Origin of the sequence: Nitratireductor sp., from assembly GCF_017794765.1 — a bacterium.
Lineage (GTDB): Bacteria > Pseudomonadota > Alphaproteobacteria > Rhizobiales > Rhizobiaceae > Nitratireductor.
On the sequence record NZ_CP051236.1, the window covers coordinates 230,790 to 247,180 of the forward strand.

Consider the following 16,391-nt stretch of genomic DNA (forward strand, 5'->3'; position numbering starts at 1 on the left):
TGAAACCTCAATTCAAACAAGAAATAAAGGCTTCATACCGGTTAATCATGAATCCGTTCAGCCTGAACGCTCCCAACCGAGCGGTCCACTGCGCCGATACTGGAAGCTATACTGTGTCGCCATCTGCCCGGCGCGCGTAATACGCTTGCCGATAAAGGCGATGATGAGCAGCACGAACAGATCGACAATGTAGTAGTGAAGCGAGAGCAGCGTACCGCTGAAAAGCGCGAAATGGATGAAACGCGTGGCAGCCGCCAGAAGCACGATATAGAAGGCGAGATGCCCGTCGCCCTGCCAGGTGCGCGCCATGGCACGCCCGGTGAGATAGGCTGCGCTGCCTGCCAGAAGCACCGTGACAAAGAAGAACTCCCAGAAAGTAACTTCCCAGATGGGTCCGTTTGCGTGTTCCATCAGTGCCTCCCGCCTTCGAGATATGCAGCCCGCACTTCTTCTTTCTTGAGAAGTTCAGCGCCGGTGCCGCTCATGGTCACATTGCCGTTGACCATCACGTAGCCGCGATGAGCAAGCTTCAAGGCATGGAAGGCGTTCTGCTCGACCAGAAAGACCGTCAGTCCTTCCTTCTCGTTCAGCTCGCGAATGGCATCGAAGATCTGCTTCACGATCAGCGGAGCAAGGCCGAGCGACGGCTCATCGAGGAGCAGAAGCTTCGGCCGGCTCATGAGCGCACGCGCGATGGCCAGCATCTGCTGCTCACCGCCCGAAAGCGTGCCGCCGCGCTGGCTGATGCGCTCCTTGAGACGGGGAAACAGCTTGAAGACCTTGGCAAGATCCTCGTCGAAATGCTCGGGATCGACCAGCGCCGCACCCATCTGCAGGTTTTCCATCACCGTCATGCGCGGAAAGATGCGACGCCCTTCCGGCGATTGCGCGATCCCCAGGCTGACGATGTCATGCGTCGGCATGTTGGTGATGTCGACGCCGTCATAGACGATCTGGCCGTTGCGGGCACGCGGGTCGCCGCAGATGGTCATCATCAGCGTCGACTTGCCGGCGCCATTGGCGCCGATCATGGTGACGATCTCGCCACGATGGACATCCATGTCGACGCCACGCAGTGCAACGATATTGCCGTAATAGGTCTCGACGCCGCGCACCGAGAGCAAGGGTTCGTTCTGAGAGCTCATGCCTTGCCTCCCTTAGCGGTGGTCTTCTTTTTGGGCTGAGCGCCCCGTTTGCCTGGCACGCTTGTGGCCACCTGCCCCTTGTCGACGCGCTTGGAGAACTCGGTCTCACCTCCCTTTGCGAGAACCTTGGCCTGCTTGACCCACTCTTCGCGTTCGATACGGCCGGGGAAGGCGAGATAAGAGCCAACCCATTGCACCTCGGCCTTCTTCCAGGCGGCGATCTGGTCGAAATGCCAGATGCCGAGCGCGTTCAGCTTTTTCTCATTGGCCGGCCCGATGCCCTTGACGCGGGTGAGGTTGTTGGCCCCGCCCGCGCGCGGCTTCTTCGTGCCGTGCGGCTGGCTGCCCGGATAATCGCCGGCATTGGCAATCTTGATCTCGCTGGCGGCGGGTGCGGCCTTGCTCGCAGCGGCGGCTTTCGGTTTCGCAGCGGTTTTGGGTTTTGCCGCCACGGTTTTCGGCGCAGCGGGAGCGGCAGCTTTTTCCGAAGATGCCGTGGTCGCGGCAAGCTTCGAGGTGGCGGGCTTCGAGGCAGACGATTTTGACGTCCGTGGTTTCGTGGCCTTTGCCGCAGAAGCCTTGGCGCCGGCTGCCTTTGCGGCAGACGTCTTTGTTGCGCCTGTCTTTTTCGACGCTGATCCCGACTTCTTCTCCGCCGCGCCTTGCTTCTTCGCAGCCGAAGCGGGTTTGGACGCTGAAGCCTTTTTCGCCGGCTCATCACCGGTGACCTTGGCCAGGTCTTCGCGCACCTCCGGCATGTCGATCTCGGCTTCGTCATCCACGCCCAGATAGGCGGCAATGACCTTCGGATCGTTTTTGACGAACTCGGCCGGCCCGTCGGAGATTTTCACACCGTAGTCGAGCACGATCACATGGTCGGAGATTTCCATCACCACGCCCATGTCATGTTCGATGAGCAGCACCGAAACCTTGTGCTCGTCGCGGATATACTTCAGCAGCTCGTTGAGCTCGGCGGATTCACGCGGGTTGAGCCCCGCCGCTGGCTCATCCAGGCACAGAAGCTGCGGCTTGGTGCACATGGCGCGGGCAATCTCCAGACGGCGCTGGGCGCCATAGGGAAGATCGGCCGCAGGATCGTCGGCACGATCCACGAGGTTCGTATGTTCGAGCCAGTACACCGCCCTGTCGACGGCCTCCTGCTGCGCCTTCTTGTAGCTTGGAAGACCCAGAATGCCACCGATGGAAAAGCCTGAAGCCACCATCAGCGGGTTGTGCTGGGCAACCAACAGGTTTTCCAGGACAGTCATGCCGCCGAACAGGCGAATGTTCTGGAAGGTGCGCGCCACCTTGGCCTTGTGCGAGATCTCGTGATCGGGCATGCGCTCAAGCAGGTAGACGGCACCGTTTCCGGTGGTCTTCCAGCGCTGTCCGCTGTCGGTCAGCGTTTCCACGTCATCCTGCTGCCGGCCTGGCCCGTGACGCATCACGATGCGCCCTTCGGTCGGCTTATAGAATCCGGTGACACAGTTGAAGACCGTGGTCTTGCCCGCACCATTGGGTCCGATCAGGGCGGTGATATCGCCCCGACCGACATTGAAGGAGAGGTCCCCGACGGCCACAAGGCCGCCGAAGCGCATGGTCAGATGTTCGACGCTGAGGACCGGATCCCGGTCCCAGTTGGGCGTCGACTGATCAGAGTTTTTCATGGTCGTTGCCGCGTCCATCAGTGTCCCTCACCCTGAGCCACCATATCGGCGCCAATGCGTTTCTTTTCCTTCAGAACCACGGAGGGTTCCCGGGTCGAGATCAGACCGCGCGGCTTCCACACCATGATGAGCACCATGGCGAGGCCGAAGATCAGCATGCGGTACTGCACCGGATCGAAACCGGAACCGAAGACCTGCTGAAGGAAGCCGAGATTGCGCAGCATCTCGATGCCACCGATCATCACGACGGATGCGATCACCACGCCGACCTGCGAGCCGAGACCGCCCAGCACCACGATGGCGAGGATGATCGCCGATTCAAGGAAGGTGAAGCTCTCGGGCGAAATGAAGCCCTGCCGCGTGGCGAAGAAGGAGCCCGCGAAACCGCCGAACATGGCGCCAATGGAAAAGGCCGTGAGCTTTGTGTTGCGCGTGTTGATCCCCAGCGACCGACAGGCGATCTCATCTTCGCGCAGCGCCTCCCAGGCGCGCCCGATGGGGAGGCGGCGCAGGCGCATGGTCACGAAATTGGTGATCAGCGCCAGGATGAAGATGATGTAATAGAGGAAAATGAAGCGCTGGATCGGATCATAGGCAATGCCGAAGAAATCGGCAAAGCCGCCCTCGCCCCGCTTGAGCTCCAGTCCGAAGAATGTCGGCTTCGGAATGCCCGAAATGCCGTCTGGGCCATTCGTGAACTCATACCAGTTCAACAGAACGACGCGGATGATTTCACCGAAAGCCAACGTGACGATCGCAAGATAATCGCCGCGCAATCTGAGCACCGGAAAGCCGAGCACGATGCCCCAGCAGGCCGCCAAAATGCCGGCGAGCGGCAGGGCGAACCAGAAGCCGATGTCGAGATATTGCGCCAGCAGCGCGAAGGAGTAGGCGCCGACCGCGTAAAAGGCGACATAACCCAGATCGAGAAGACCGGCGAGCCCCACCACGATGTTCAGTCCCCAGCCGAGCATGATGTAAGTCATGATCAGGATAGCCAGGTCGATGAATTGACGATCCTTGCCCGGGAAGAAGGTGGTGAAGAAGAAGGGCAGCACCAGAGCGAAGGCAAAGAGCGCCCGCATCAGCCATTTGCCCGTTCCGGCAAAGCGCGTGCCGCTAGGCATTGCATCGGCAAACTTCCGCGTCAGCGGGCTGTCAGTCCTCAAAACAAAGAGATTGAGCAGGAGCCGCCCCGCAAAAACGACAAGGATCGAGATGATCCAGGCGCCCCAGCGCATCTTGAGATCAAGACCGCCGGGCGCGATGTCGGTGCGGATGCCGATGAAGAAGAAGCCGAGAACAGCAACCAGGAGGCCGGCAATGGCGGCGTCCTTGACCGAAGCGGCGAAGGAGTTGGGGTCGTTCTGCTGGGCAGCGACCGCCTTGTTCGAACCCGTCATCGCCATCAGACCTTCTCCACTTCAGGCTGGCCGAGAAGGCCGGAGGGCAGGAAGATCAGCACGATGGCCAGGATCGAGAACGCTGCAACATCCTTGTATTCGACCGAGAAATAGCCTGACCAGAACACCTCAATGAGGCCAATCAGAAGGCCACCCAGCATGGCGCCCGGAAGCGAGCCGATGCCGCCGAGCACAGCCGCGGTGAACGCCTTAACGCCGGCCAGGAAGCCAATGTAGAAGTCGATCACGCCGTAGAGCAGCACGAACATCAGACCGGCCACGGCCGCCAGTGCCGCCCCCATGACGAAGGTCAGGGAAATGGTGCGGTCGACATTGATGCCGAGAAGTGCCGCCATCTTGCGGTCCTGCTCACAGGCACGCTGCGCGCGACCGAGAGGCGTGCGGGTGATGAGGAGCGTAAAGCCCGCCATCAGCGCAACTGTCGTCAGGATGATGATGATCTGCATGTAGGAAAGCTGCACGACGATGCCGGTCGCACTTCCCTCCATCAGCGTGATGCCACCCTGGATCTGGGGCGGTAGCGGCTTGACGCGCGCGCCCTGCGTGATCTGCACGAAGTTTTGCAGAACGATCGACATGCCGATTGCGGTGATCAACGGAGCGAGACGGAAGGAGCCGCGGAGGGGCCGATATGCGAGCCGCTCGACGGTCCACCCCCAGGCGGAGGTGAAGAACATGGCCACGATGAGCACGATGAGCAACACCACGGGCAGGAATGCAAAGCCGAGCACGGTCGTCAGGATGAGGAACATCGCCAGAGCGATGAACGCGCCGATCATGAAGACATCGCCATGCGCGAAATTGATCATTCCGATGATGCCATAGACCATGGTGTAGCCAATGGCGATCAGCCCATAGATGGAACCCAGCGTCAGCCCGTTGATAAGCTGCTGGACGAAATATTCCATGTATATGCAACTCCCCTGAAATGTCGCCCTTCAGGCGCATTTCTTATTTTTTCCCCTTGATAGTCGTAGAGGAATGACGCCCGATTGCAACGGCAAATTTCCCACGACCGGCTCCAAACCGAAGGCCGGTTTTCCCGGCTCTTGTTGACGCGGGAAGCTAGCACTGGACCAATGCAATGTCATTGCATTGAAGTGGAAAAATTGCCGATATCTCGCGAATTTTATCGAAATTTGCCGCGAACGCGCATCAATATTGCAAGTTTGATACAAAAAAGAACAAAACAGTTCTACACCCATCAGCAAATGAAAAGCCCGCACCGACAACCGGTGCGGGCTTCTCTCCAAACTGGAGAATGGGTGTGAAAACCCGCTTAATTCATTGTCGGAATGACGAATTCTGCACCGTCCTTCACACCTGATGGCCACCGCGAGGTGACTGTTTTGGTTTTCGTGTAGAAGCGGAATGCGTCCGGCCCATGCTGGTTCAGATCGCCAAAGGAAGACGCCTTCCACCCTCCGAAAGTATAATACGCGATCGGCACGGGAATGGGGACATTCACCCCCACCATGCCGACATCGACACGGGCAGCAAAATCACGTGCGGCGTCCCCGTCGCGGGTGAAGATGGCAACGCCATTGCCGTATTCGTGATCATTGGGCAGAGCGAGCGCTTCTTCATAGGTGTTGGCGCGTACGACCGAGAGGACGGGACCAAAAATCTCTTCCTTGTATATCCGCATGTCTTGGGTGACGTTGTCGAAGAGGCAGCCGCCCATATAGTAGCCGTTCTCATAACCCTGCATCTTGAAATCGCGCCCATCGACAAGGAGCTTTGCGCCCTCCTTGACGCCGAGGTCGACATAGCCCTTCACCCGCTCCAGTGCCTGTTGGGTGACGAGCGGACCGAAATCGGCCGAGGCGTCGGTTGACGGGCCGACCTTGAGGCTTTCAACGCGCGGAATAAGCTTCTCGACCAGCCTGTCGGCGGTCTCCTTGCCGACCGGCACCGCGACGGACACCGCCATGCAGCGCTCGCCTGCGGAACCATAGCCCGCTCCGATAAGCGCATCGACCGTCTGATCCATATCGGCATCGGGCATGATGATGAGATGGTTCTTCGCGCCGCCAAAGCACTGGGCGCGCTTTCCGTTGGCGGTCGCGCGGCTGTAGATGTATTGTGCGATCGGGGTGGAGCCCACGAAGCCGACAGCCTTGATGTCCGGATCGTCGAGGATGGCGTCGACTGCTTCCTTGTCGCCATTGACCACGTTGAGCACGCCCTCGGGCAAACCGGCCTCAAGGAACAGTTCTGCAATGCGCATCGGTACGCCCGGATCACGCTCGGAAGGCTTCAGCACATAGGCGTTGCCGCAGGCGATGGCCGGCGCGATCTTCCAGAGAGGGATCATGGCCGGGAAGTTGAACGGCGTGATCCCGGCAACAACGCCGAGCGGCTGGCGCATGGAATAGACATCGATGCCCGGGCCCGCACCCTCGGTGTACTCACCCTTCATCATGTGCGGCGCACCGATGCATACCTCGACCACTTCGAGCCCGCGCTGAATGTCGCCCTTGGCATCCGGAATGGTCTTGCCATGTTCGCGGGCGAGAAGCTCGGCAAGCTCGTCATAATCGCGATGCACGAGTTCAAGGAACTTCATGAGAACACGCACGCGGCGCTGGGGATTGGTCTTTGCCCAGCCGGGCTGTGCTGCCTTGGCGTTCTCGACGGCGGCGCGCACTTCTGCAGCGCTGGCAAGCGCAACCTTGCATCGCACCGTTCCATCCATGGGCTGCATGACATCCTGGCTGCGCCCACTCGTACCGGCGACATGCTTGCCGCCAATGAAATGACCGAAATCCTCCATGAGGCTTCTCCCTGATTATGAAGTCGGCGTCATTGTCACCACTCATGCCCGGATTTGCAACGCGACGCGAACAGCAACCGTTGTGCGAAAATTAAAGTCGAAATAATATGTCGCGTGCGAAAAGTATCGAACGCGGGAGCAGTGAATGAACTGGGACGATGTGCGCGTGTTTCTCGCCGTGGCGCGGGCAGGCCAGATTCTGGGTGCGGCGAAGCGACTTGGACTCAATCATGCGACGGTCTCGCGCCGTGTTGCCGCGCTGGAAGATTCCATTGGTGCGAAGCTCTTTCACAGGCTGACAACGGGTACCGAACTGACGACCGCAGGCGAACAACTGCTTGCGACGGCAGAGCGTATGGAAGCCGACATGATAGCCGCGCGGGCCGAAATCGCAGGCGAGAGCGAGGATGTGACCGGCACTGTACGTATCGGCGCCCCGGACGGATTTGGCGTAGCGTTCCTCGCCTCACGCCTGGGCGCGCTCACAGAACGCCACCCCGGCTTGTCGGTCCAGCTCGTCCCCGTCCCGCGCTCGCTTTCACTGTCGCGCCGCGAGGCCGACATTGCCGTGACGGTGGATCGCCCCACGGAGGGGCGACTGGTGGCCGCCAAGCTGGTGGACTATACGCTTGGGCTGTATGCATCGAGAGCCTATGCGCAAGCACACGACCTGCCCCAGAGTGCGAACGATCTTCGCCACCACCGGCTTGTCGGCTATGTGCCTGATCTCGTCTTCAGTCCCACCCTCGACTACGCCGCAGAGATCTCCGAAAACTGGTCGGCCGACTTCGCCGTCTCATCGGCCATGGGCCAGGTCGAAGCGGTGCGCTCCGGTGCCGGCATTGGCATTTTGCACACGTTCATCGCACGTGCGCATGAAGACCTGATCGCACTCGACTGGGCCGAACCCATCCGGCGCAGCTACTGGACGGTCTACCATGAATCCATGCGTCCTACACGGCGCATTCAGGTAACTTCAGCCTTCATTGGTGAACTGGTTGACAAGGAACGACATCTCTTCTGCTGAGCGAATGTTTTTCTTTCGTTAAAGACTTCGCTCCAAGAACGGTCAGTGCAATCGGTTCATACTGGAGACTTTGCGATGGCACCCCGTATTCTCGCAGCCGCAGTCGCGCTGGCCCTTTTCGCAGCGCCGCCAACCGCCCTGGCCAACGATCTGCCGCCACCCGCCCAGACAGCAGGCATAGCCATTCCCGCAGGGCAGATCGAGAAGGCTGTCGAGGCGCTGGATGGCATTATCGAAAGCGCCATGCGGGAAACCGGCGTTCCAGGTCTTGCTGTCGCCGTGGTGCGCAGGGACGAGGTTCTTTTTGCCAAGGGCTATGGCGTGCGCAAGGCAGGCGAGGAAGGCGCGGTTGACACAGACACGGTCTTCCAGCTCGCATCGCTTTCCAAACCGGTAGGCGCAACCGTGGTTGCGAAACAGGTGGGCGAAGGCCTCGTGGACTGGGACACGCGAATGTCCGAAATCCTGCCCTGGTTCAGGCTTTCCAATCCCGAGAGCACGGCCCTCCTGACCGTCGGCGATCTCTATGCGCACCGCTCGGGCCTGCCAGACCATGCCGGTGATGACCTTGAAGATCTTGGTTACCCACAGAAGGTCATTCTCGAACAGCTTCGGCACTTAAAAACCGGCCCTTTTCGACTGCAATACGCCTACACGAATTTCGGCCTGACGGCTGCTGCCGAAGCCGTGGCCGGTGTTGCCGGCAAGGACTGGGCGACGCTGAGCGAAGAAGCAATCTACAAACCACTGGGAATGGAGCACACCTCCTCGAGGCTGGGCGATTTCCTGGCGCGCGGGAACCGCGTCTACAACCATATGCGCGGGGACGATGGCTGGGAGGTGCTTTTCCAGCGCGACCCGGATCCGCAATCACCGGCCGGCGGTGTCAGCGCCAGCGTGAACGACATGGCGAAATGGATGCGCATGGTGCTCGGCAATGGCGCCTTTGAAGGGCGGCAGATCGTGGAGGCCGCAGCACTCCTTCCGGCACTGAGCCCTCAGTCGGTCTCGGGACACCCTGCCGTCCCGGCCGCCCGCGCCGGCTTCTATGGTTACGGTTTTGGTGTGGGCGTCTCGCCGGCAGGCCGTGTGATGATCAGCCATTCGGGCGCCTTTGCGCTGGGCGCGGCAACCAATTTCATCATGATCCCTTCGGCCGATATCGGCATTGTCGTCTTGTCCAACGCACAGCCCATCGGTCTCGTCGAAGGCATCTCCATGAGTTTCATGGATCTCGTACAATTTGGTGAAATCCAGCGCGATTGGCTGGCCATGTACCCGGTGCTCTTCGGTCCCATGCTGGATCCGTTCGGCAAGCTCGCCGGCAAGGAAGCGCCGGAAGATGCAAAGCCCGCTCGTGAGTTCGAAAGCTATACCGGCACTTTCGCCAACGCATATTTCGGCAATCTGACCGTCGAGGAGGCCGATGGCGGCCTGACGATGAAGGTGGAAGGCACGAAAAGCAGCTTCCCGCTGCAACACTGGACGGGCGACGAGTTCATCTTCCGTCCGCTGAACGAGAACGCCATGAAAGGTTCCATTTCTTCGGTCCGGTTCTCGATGGACGGTGAACGCGCCAAGGCGGTGCAGGTGGAATATTTCGACGCGTTCAATGACGGTGCTTTCGTCCGAAAATAGTCGAACCGAAATGACATCCGTTGGACGATGCATGGACGCTGGTCCCGTAGAAAAGAAGGCGCAATATGACAAACAGCGATGACGACTATGTGTATGACGACGTGACCGGCGAATGGATGCCGGCCTCTGAAATGGCAGCCCTTGAGGGGCAGCGCAGTGCGGTTGTCGATGCTGAAGGCAATGCGCTGACCGATGGCGATTCGGTTACGCTGATCAAGGACCTCAAGGTTAAGGGTGCGGGCCAGACCCTGAAGCGAGGCACCTTGATCAAGACCATTCGCCTGACAGACAACAAGGAAGAGATCGACTGCCGCCACGATGGTATCAAGGGGCTTGTACTGCGCACGGAATTCGTGCGCAAACGTTAGGCGAAAACAGGTAGGTTTGGCTGGCAGGAGACAATCTCTTGCCCGCCTGCAAGCGGTGGACGAGGCAGGGCGTCGCCAACGCAAGCCGGAACCTCCCCCCTGTGGCGTGAGTTGACGGGTCAACGGGATCAAGAAACGGAGCCCAGGCCCATGTCCTACAGCCGGTTTGCCGCGATGATCGGAACCTCGACCATCGTCATGTTCGGGTTGATGTATCTGAATACATATGCGCTCGATCACGTCTTCTGGAGCGAAACGCGAGCCTGGATGGCATTGCTCATGGGGGCGACCATGGCCGTGATCATGCTCGGCTTCATGTGGGCGATGTACAAAAACTCCGCGGCCAATCTCGGCATCGTCGCAGCTGCCGCCATCGTGTTTGCCGCCTCGCTCTGGCTGGTTCGCAGCCAGGCCACGGTGGATGACGTGGACTATATGAAGGCCATGATCCCGCACCACTCGATTGCGATCCTGACCAGCAGACGGGCAAACATTTCAGACCCGCGCGTGCGGGAACTCGCTGATAAAATCATCGAGGCTCAATTGCGTGAGATCGATGAGATGAAGGCGCTGATCAAGGATCTGGAGCGGCAGGACTGATCAAGGTTTGCGTCGGGCTCAAACGAATGGCTTCGCCGGATCGTAGCGGCGCGGCAGGAGGCGGTGCAGATAGGCGAGCCCCTCGTCTGACAGACGGTTTTCATCCGGCCTGAGATAGGTGTCGGGCATGTGGCGGGTCTTGCCGGCTACGGCGTCCAGATCGACCAGGCGACACGCGGTTCTCTCACCGTCGAACTGAAGCGCGACGGACCCGTCACCCTTTTCGACTGAGCGGACAGCGAAAGCGCCGGCCTCGAAAGCCTCGCGCGCATCGGTCTCGCTGATCGTGGCGATGTTGCCGCGCGGCAGATAGCCGAACGTGTCGACGCGGGCGCGCTGGCCGGCAAGATCCTCGGCCAGAATGCGCTCGATGGCCTGACCGAGATCGCTGCCGGAGAGCTTGAGATTGCCGTGGGCATCACGCTCCTGCATCTCGGCTGGCACCAGTGTTTCGATGAGCGAGCGGCCATCGGCATCGGAGACCCCCTCCGACATGGCCACGACACAGCGCCCGTGGCGGGCGACCGTCGCCTTCACATCCTCGATGAAGCGGCGGCGTTCGAAGGCGCGTTCGGGCACATAGACGAGATGCGGGCCGCTTTCTTCATCGAGCGCCCAGGCGGCAGCGGCTGCCGTCAGGAAACCCGCATGGCGGCCCATGACGATGCCCACATAGACACCGGGCAGAGCGCGGAAATCGAGATCGATGCTCAGAAAGGCGCCGGCGACCATTTCACCCGCCGAGATGAAGCCCGGCGTATGATCGTTTTCCATCAGGTCGTTGTCGATGGTCTTTGGCGCGTGCATGAAGGTCATGCCACCGCCCGATGCATCGCGCAGAATGGCCTGTGTACCCGACGTGTCGTTGCCGCCAATGTTGATGAAGGCGTCGGCGCCGACTTCCTTCAGACCTTTCATGATCTCTTCGCAATAGGCCGCGTTCGGCTTGTCGCGGGTGGAGCCAAGCGCGGCACTCGGCGTCGCAGCGATGCGCCGAAGCTCGATCTCGGTGAGATCGGAGAGAGTAACGAAGCGCCCTTCGCGAATGCCCCGCACGCCATGTAGCGCACCGAGCACCCGGCAGCCGGGATAAAGCTTCATGGCTTCAAGCGTCGCACCGGCAACGGTCTGGTTGATGACGGCGGTGGGGCCGCCACCCTGGGCGATGACGAAGGTTTCAGCCATGGTTCGCACTCGTTTCTTGCAATCGGGATTTGCCATTCATGGCATGGCGAGCGCGGGGCTGGAAAGACCCGTCATGCGCGCATGCAGGATTAGCGGAAGAGCATGACCGGAATCTTGCAGGAGCGCAGCATCGCCTCTGTCGTCGAGCCGATGATCAGGCTGCGGATGCGCGAGTGGCCATAGGCGCCCATGACGAGCAGGCCGTAATTCTCGCTCTCGACACGCTCGGAGATGACCGTCTCGGGCTGGCCGGGCAGCACCTCGCTTGTCGCCTCGATGCCACCGCCACGCAAAACGGCTTCTGCATCAGCAAGCCGGTTGCGTGCCTCGGTCGTGTCGCTGCCGACCGTGAGAAGCTTGACGGAAGGGCCGGCAAACAGCGGCGAGCGTGACATGGCGTCCACCGCCTTCATGCTGCTTGCGCCACCATCATAGGCGACGAGCACCTTGTCGATCGGCTTGAAGGCGCGGTTGGCGACGAAGACGGGGCGATGGCTCGACCGCACCACGCGCTCAAGATTTGAGCCGAGATGCAGTTTGGCAAAATCTGCCGCCTCGCCGCGCTTGCCGATCACCAGAAGGTCGGAACCCTCCTCCACTTCGGCCACCGTCTCGACCACATCACCGTGGCGAATGCGACCCGAGACCTTTTCGATGCCGGCGGCGCGCACGGCAGCCTCGCCATCTTCGAGGATGGCACGGCCGCGCTTCATGGCAAGGCGCGCGCGCTGTTCATCAAGCTCGGAAAGCTCCTTCAGAAGCGATGACCGCGCGCCAAGGGCGATGTTGCCGGAGAGATCGGACGGGGCGCTGCCCGTCTCTCGGCGGCCAAGCACATGGAGAAGCTCCACGGAGGCTTCAAGCCTGCCGGCGATCCATGCCGCGTGTTCGCACACGCTCTGCGAATAGATGGAGCCGTCGATGAATGCGGTGATCTTTGACATCTATTTCCCCTGTAGCATCGGGCCGAAAAGTGGAATCCGGTTTCCGGGAATACCGATGCTCAATTAAAAATCTAGATCGTCCTTTGTGCGTCCGAACGGACGCACGGCGATCTAGTGACCCATCAGCTTCTCAAGCGCGCCCGGCTTGTCGTGAATGCCAAGCTTGTCGACGATCGTTTCGCTGGCCTCGTTCATGCCAATGATTTCCACCTCGGCACCGTCGCGGCGGAATTTGAGCACGATCATGTCCAGTGCGCCAACACTGGAAATGTCCCAGATATGCGCGCGCGAAACATCAATGGTGACCTTGTCCAGCCCTTCCTTGAAGTCGAAGGCGGCGTTGAAGTCCTCAACGGATGCGAAGAAAAGCTGACCTTCGACGCGATAGGTGCGCTCGCGCCCGTCCTCCGACAGGGTGGAGGTGACGCGGAAGATCTGAGCGATCTTGCCCGCGAAAAAGATGCCGGAGAGAAGCACGCCGACCAGTACGCCGATGGCGAGATTGTGGGTTGCCACCACACAGACGACCGTGGCGAGCATGACCACGGAGGAGGAGAGCGGATGCTCGCGCAGGTTCTTGATCGACGACCATGAGAAGGTGCCGATCGAGACCATGATCATGATGGCGACAAGTGCGGGCATCGGGATCTGACGCACCCAATCGCCCAGAAGCACGATCATGAACAGGAGAAAGACACCGGCGACAAAGCAGGAAAGACGCCCGCGTCCGCCCGATTTCACATTGATCATCGACTGGCCGATCATGGCGCAGCCGGCCATGCCGCCGATAAAGCCGGTGGCGGTGTTGGCAAGGCCCTGACCGATGCATTCCTGGTTCTTGTTGCTCTGCGTGTCGGTGAGCTCATCCACCAGCGAGGCGGTCATGAGCGATTCCAGAAGGCCAACCGCTGCCACCGCCGCCGAATAGGGCAGGATGATCTGCAGCGTTTCCAGATTGAGCGGAATGTCCGGAATGAGGAAGACCGGGAAGGTGGAGGGAAGCTCGCCCATGTCGCCCACCGTGCGCACATCGAGGCCGAAGGCGATGGACACCGTGGTGAGCACGATGATGCAGATGAGCGGCGACGGGATCGCCTTGGTCAGACGCGGAAACAGATAGATTATGGCAAGGCCTGCCGCGACCATCACATAGGTGAGGTTCGGCACGCCGATCAGCTCGGGCAGCTGGGCCATGAAAATCAGGATCGCCAGAGCGTTGACGAAGCCGGTCATGACCGAGCGCGAGACGAACCGCATCAGATGGCCGAGCTTCAGGAGGCCTGCCCCGATCTGCAACAGGCCGGCCAGCACCGTGGCGGCGAGCAGATATTGCAGCCCATGCTCCTTGACCAGTGTGACCATGAGCACGGCGGTGGCGGCGGTCGCCGCCGAAATCATGCCCGGCCGGCCACCGGCGATGGCCGTGATGACCGCGATGGAAAAGGAGGCGTAGAGCCCGACCTTCGGGTCGACACCAGCAATGATGGAAAAGGCGATGGCTTCGGGGATGAGCGCAAGCGCGACCACAAGGCCGGAAAGGAGATCGGCGCGAATATTGCCGAACCATTCGTCACGGTAATGGGAAAGCGAGAACATGGAACCTTCAGGAGACATGACCTCCCAACCGCCGACAGGCTTCTGCGGCCGGGAAAGACAGAAACGATCGAGGTTGCGCCGGCGGATCAGCGGCCGGCAGAGCCACCCGGAGTTTCACCGGGTCCTAAGCGGATGCGCGGTGTTTAACCCGGATGATGCTGCGGCGCAACATTGTTCGTCTCCTGAAGGCGCGCGTGTCAGTCGGGCTTTTTGCGCGCCTTCTTCTTGCCGCCAGCGGACTTGGCGAATTTCGGCTTGCCGGGCTTGCCGTCTTTCTTCGCCCAGGGCTTGGCATCGTCGCGCCATTCGCCACCCTTGCGATGCGGCTTGCCGGCCGGCCTGCGCTTGCCCGCAAAGGGTTTCGGACCGCTGCGCGACGCAAACTGCGGAACGCCATCGAGCTGGACCACGCGGATGCTGCGCTCCAGAACGGCCTGCGGGCCGATGGCCGCGAGGAAACGGTCGACACAGGCGGCATCGAGCTGAACGAATGTCTCGTCCTGCTGCATCTTGATCGCGCCGATCTCGCGCTTGGTGATATCGCCCGCACGGCACAGAAGCGGGATGAGCCAGCGCGGCTCGGCATTCTGCTTGCGGCCAACCGACAGGGAGAACCAGACGCTCTCGTCGAATTCCTCACGGCGCGGCGCGCGTTCCTCGCGCATGCCGCCACCATCCTGGATGGTCACTTCCGTGACATCCTCCGGCGCGGAGAGCTTGGCACGGTGAAGCCGGACGAAGGCTGCCGCGATCTGTTCGGCACCATGCTTCTCAAGGAGCGCTTTGACGAAGTCTGCCTCGTTATCCTGAATGGCATCTTCCAGATGGGGGTCGGCCATCAGTCGTTCGTCATCGCGCTGAAGAACCGCGTCGGCGGAAGGCGGGCTGGTCCACTCAAGCCGCACCTTGGCATCGCACAGAAGGCGCTCGGCCCGGCGGCGGCCATTGGGCGCGACGATGAGCGCGCTGACGCCCTTGCGCCCTGCCCGCCCGGTGCGGCCCGAGCGGTGCAGAAGCGTTTCGGAATTGGTGGGCAGGTCCGCGTGCACCACGAGCTCAAGATTGGGCAGGTCGATGCCGCGGGCCGCAACATCCGTCGCCACGCAAACGCGGGCGCGCCCGTCGCGCATGGCCTGCAGCGCATGGGTGCGTTCACTCTGGCTGAGCTCGCCCGAAAGCGCAACGACCGAGAAACCGCGATTGTTGAACCGCGCGGTCAGGTGATTGACGGTGGCGCGCGTGTTGCAGAACACCAGCGCATTGCGCGCTTCATAATAGCGCAGCACATTGATGATGGCGTTCTCGCGCTCCTGCGGAATGGCGAGGAAGCCGCGATACTCAATATCACCATGCTGTTTCTGTTCGGCGGCGGTGGTGATGCGCACCGCATCGCGCTGATAGTTCTTCGCCAGATTGGCGATGGTGCGCGAGACGGTCGCCGAGAACATCAGCGTGCGGCGCTCTGCGGGAGCGGCATCCAGAATGAATTCCAGGTCCTCACGAAAACCGAGATCGAGCATCTCGTCCGCCTCATCCAGCACGACAGCGCGCAGATCCGACATGTCGAGCGCATTGCGGCGGATGTGGTCGCACAGGCGGCCGGGCGTGCCGACAACGATATGCGCACCGCGCTCAAGCGCGCGACGCTCGGTGCGGATGTCCATGCCGCCGACGCAGGAGGCGATGACGGCACCGGTTTCGGCATAGAGCCATTCCAGCTCGCGCTTGACCTGAAGCGCCAGTTCGCGCGTGGGCGCAACGGCTAGGCCGAGCGGAGCGGCGGCACGGTCAAAGCTTTCCGCGCCGTCAAGCAGGCTTGGTGCCAGCGCGAGGCCGAAGGCAACGGTCTTGCCGGAGCCGGTCTGGGCGGAAACAAGCGCATCGGCGCCTTCGGGTTCCAGTTCCAGAACAGCCTTCTGAACCTGGGTCAATTCGGTATAGCCGCGCTTGTCCAACGCCCGGCCAAGCGCTGGCACAATGCCTTCGAACTCGGTCATTCATCTTCTTTCGGAAATGAGCGC

14 protein-coding genes and 1 other annotated feature are annotated in these 16,391 nt (G+C 60.9%); of the genes, 4 read left to right on the forward strand and 10 right to left on the reverse strand.

Going from position 1 to position 16,391, the window contains the following annotated elements; genetic code table 11:
* Nucleotides 1-57: 57 nt before the first annotated feature.
* The 6 genes from HF949_RS01115 to HF949_RS01140 form a co-directional block, all read right to left on the reverse strand.
* Nucleotides 58-411 carry a DUF6867 family protein gene (locus HF949_RS01115; protein ID WP_292897769.1) on the reverse strand — a complete coding sequence of 118 codons (354 nt, stop codon included), beginning with the start codon at nucleotides 409-411 and terminating at the stop codon, nucleotides 58-60.
* On the reverse strand, nucleotides 411-1,145 hold the full coding sequence (locus HF949_RS01120) for an ABC transporter ATP-binding protein (RefSeq protein ID WP_292897771.1): 735 nt from the start codon (nucleotides 1,143-1,145) through the stop codon (nucleotides 411-413). The genes HF949_RS01115 and HF949_RS01120 overlap by 1 nt, the downstream gene beginning before the upstream one ends.
* A complete protein-coding gene (locus tag HF949_RS01125; RefSeq protein ID WP_292897772.1) occupies nucleotides 1,142-2,830 on the reverse strand; it encodes an ATP-binding cassette domain-containing protein in 1,689 nt (562 codons plus the stop codon). The genes HF949_RS01120 and HF949_RS01125 overlap by 4 nt, the downstream gene beginning before the upstream one ends.
* Nucleotides 2,830-4,221 (reverse strand): high-affinity branched-chain amino acid ABC transporter permease LivM, encoded by a 1,392-nt coding sequence (gene livM, locus HF949_RS01130; RefSeq protein ID WP_292897774.1) that lies wholly within the window; start codon nucleotides 4,219-4,221, stop codon nucleotides 2,830-2,832. The genes HF949_RS01125 and livM overlap by 1 nt, the downstream gene beginning before the upstream one ends.
* Nucleotides 4,221-5,144 (reverse strand): ABC transporter permease subunit, encoded by a 924-nt coding sequence (locus HF949_RS01135; protein ID WP_292897776.1) that lies wholly within the window; start codon nucleotides 5,142-5,144, stop codon nucleotides 4,221-4,223. The genes livM and HF949_RS01135 overlap by 1 nt, the downstream gene beginning before the upstream one ends.
* A 371-nt stretch (nucleotides 5,145-5,515) precedes the next feature.
* On the reverse strand, nucleotides 5,516-7,012 hold the full coding sequence (locus HF949_RS01140) for a CoA-acylating methylmalonate-semialdehyde dehydrogenase (protein ID WP_292897778.1): 1,497 nt from the start codon (nucleotides 7,010-7,012) through the stop codon (nucleotides 5,516-5,518).
* A gap of 145 nt (nucleotides 7,013-7,157) precedes the next feature.
* Between HF949_RS01140 and HF949_RS01145 the strand changes: the two genes are divergently transcribed.
* The 4 genes from HF949_RS01145 (at nucleotide 7,158) to HF949_RS01160 (ending at nucleotide 10,645) form a co-directional block, all read left to right on the forward strand.
* The gene (locus HF949_RS01145) at nucleotides 7,158-8,039 is read left to right on the forward strand and encodes a LysR family transcriptional regulator (protein ID WP_292897780.1); all 882 of its coding nucleotides are present in this window, start codon (nucleotides 7,158-7,160) and stop codon (nucleotides 8,037-8,039) included.
* A gap of 75 nt (nucleotides 8,040-8,114) precedes the next feature.
* Nucleotides 8,115-9,677 (forward strand): serine hydrolase, encoded by a 1,563-nt coding sequence (locus HF949_RS01150; RefSeq protein WP_292897781.1) that lies wholly within the window; start codon nucleotides 8,115-8,117, stop codon nucleotides 9,675-9,677.
* Between the two features lie 65 nt (nucleotides 9,678-9,742).
* The gene (locus HF949_RS01155; RefSeq protein WP_292897782.1) at nucleotides 9,743-10,045 is read left to right on the forward strand and encodes an alkylphosphonate utilization protein; all 303 of its coding nucleotides are present in this window, start codon (nucleotides 9,743-9,745) and stop codon (nucleotides 10,043-10,045) included.
* A 150-nt stretch (nucleotides 10,046-10,195) separates the two neighbouring features.
* Nucleotides 10,196-10,645, forward strand: a complete 450-nt coding sequence (locus HF949_RS01160) for a DUF305 domain-containing protein (RefSeq protein WP_292897783.1) — start codon at nucleotides 10,196-10,198, stop codon at nucleotides 10,643-10,645.
* Nucleotides 10,646-10,663: 18 nt separating this feature from the next.
* On the opposite strand, the gene HF949_RS01165 is transcribed toward HF949_RS01160, so the two are convergent.
* The 4 genes from HF949_RS01165 to HF949_RS01180 form a co-directional block, all read right to left on the reverse strand.
* Nucleotides 10,664-11,830 (reverse strand): diphosphate--fructose-6-phosphate 1-phosphotransferase, encoded by a 1,167-nt coding sequence (locus HF949_RS01165; RefSeq protein ID WP_292897784.1) that lies wholly within the window; start codon nucleotides 11,828-11,830, stop codon nucleotides 10,664-10,666.
* A gap of 89 nt (nucleotides 11,831-11,919) precedes the next feature.
* Nucleotides 11,920-12,774: a universal stress protein gene (locus tag HF949_RS01170; protein WP_292897785.1), complete on the reverse strand. Its 855-nt coding sequence runs from the start codon at nucleotides 12,772-12,774 to the stop codon at nucleotides 11,920-11,922.
* 111 nt (nucleotides 12,775-12,885) lie between these two features.
* On the reverse strand, nucleotides 12,886-14,370 hold the full coding sequence (locus HF949_RS01175; RefSeq protein ID WP_090328545.1) for a SulP family inorganic anion transporter: 1,485 nt from the start codon (nucleotides 14,368-14,370) through the stop codon (nucleotides 12,886-12,888).
* Between the two features lie 72 nt (nucleotides 14,371-14,442).
* Nucleotides 14,443-14,498: a sequence feature (sul1 is cis-regulatory element that is thought to sense ions involved in sulfur or methionine metabolism; They are found in Alphaproteobacteria), on the reverse strand.
* 69 nt (nucleotides 14,499-14,567) lie between these two features.
* Nucleotides 14,568-16,367: a DEAD/DEAH box helicase gene (locus HF949_RS01180; RefSeq protein ID WP_292897787.1), complete on the reverse strand. Its 1,800-nt coding sequence runs from the start codon at nucleotides 16,365-16,367 to the stop codon at nucleotides 14,568-14,570.
* Between the last annotated feature and the right edge of the window lie 24 nt (nucleotides 16,368-16,391).

Excerpts from the sequence above, each read along its gene's own strand:
- HF949_RS01115 (WP_292897769.1), bottom strand. The coding sequence starts at position 411 with ATGGAACACGCAAACGGACCCATCTGGGAAGTTACTTTCTGGGAGTTC.
- HF949_RS01120 (WP_292897771.1), bottom strand. The coding sequence starts at position 1,145 with ATGAGCTCTCAGAACGAACCCTTGCTCTCGGTGCGCGGCGTCGAGACC.
- HF949_RS01125 (WP_292897772.1), bottom strand. The coding sequence starts at position 2,830 with ATGGACGCGGCAACGACCATGAAAAACTCTGATCAGTCGACGCCCAAC.
- livM (WP_292897774.1), bottom strand. The coding sequence starts at position 4,221 with ATGGCGATGACGGGTTCGAACAAGGCGGTCGCTGCCCAGCAGAACGAC.
- HF949_RS01135 (WP_292897776.1), bottom strand. The coding sequence starts at position 5,144 with ATGGAATATTTCGTCCAGCAGCTTATCAACGGGCTGACGCTGGGTTCC.
- HF949_RS01140 (WP_292897778.1), bottom strand. The coding sequence starts at position 7,012 with ATGGAGGATTTCGGTCATTTCATTGGCGGCAAGCATGTCGCCGGTACG.
- HF949_RS01145 (WP_292897780.1), top strand. The coding sequence starts at position 7,158 with ATGAACTGGGACGATGTGCGCGTGTTTCTCGCCGTGGCGCGGGCAGGC.
- HF949_RS01150 (WP_292897781.1), top strand. The coding sequence starts at position 8,115 with ATGGCACCCCGTATTCTCGCAGCCGCAGTCGCGCTGGCCCTTTTCGCA.
- HF949_RS01155 (WP_292897782.1), top strand. The coding sequence starts at position 9,743 with ATGACAAACAGCGATGACGACTATGTGTATGACGACGTGACCGGCGAA.
- HF949_RS01160 (WP_292897783.1), top strand. The coding sequence starts at position 10,196 with ATGTCCTACAGCCGGTTTGCCGCGATGATCGGAACCTCGACCATCGTC.
- HF949_RS01165 (WP_292897784.1), bottom strand. The coding sequence starts at position 11,830 with ATGGCTGAAACCTTCGTCATCGCCCAGGGTGGCGGCCCCACCGCCGTC.
- HF949_RS01170 (WP_292897785.1), bottom strand. The coding sequence starts at position 12,774 with ATGTCAAAGATCACCGCATTCATCGACGGCTCCATCTATTCGCAGAGC.
- HF949_RS01175 (WP_090328545.1), bottom strand. The coding sequence starts at position 14,370 with ATGTTCTCGCTTTCCCATTACCGTGACGAATGGTTCGGCAATATTCGC.
- HF949_RS01180 (WP_292897787.1), bottom strand. The coding sequence starts at position 16,367 with ATGACCGAGTTCGAAGGCATTGTGCCAGCGCTTGGCCGGGCGTTGGAC.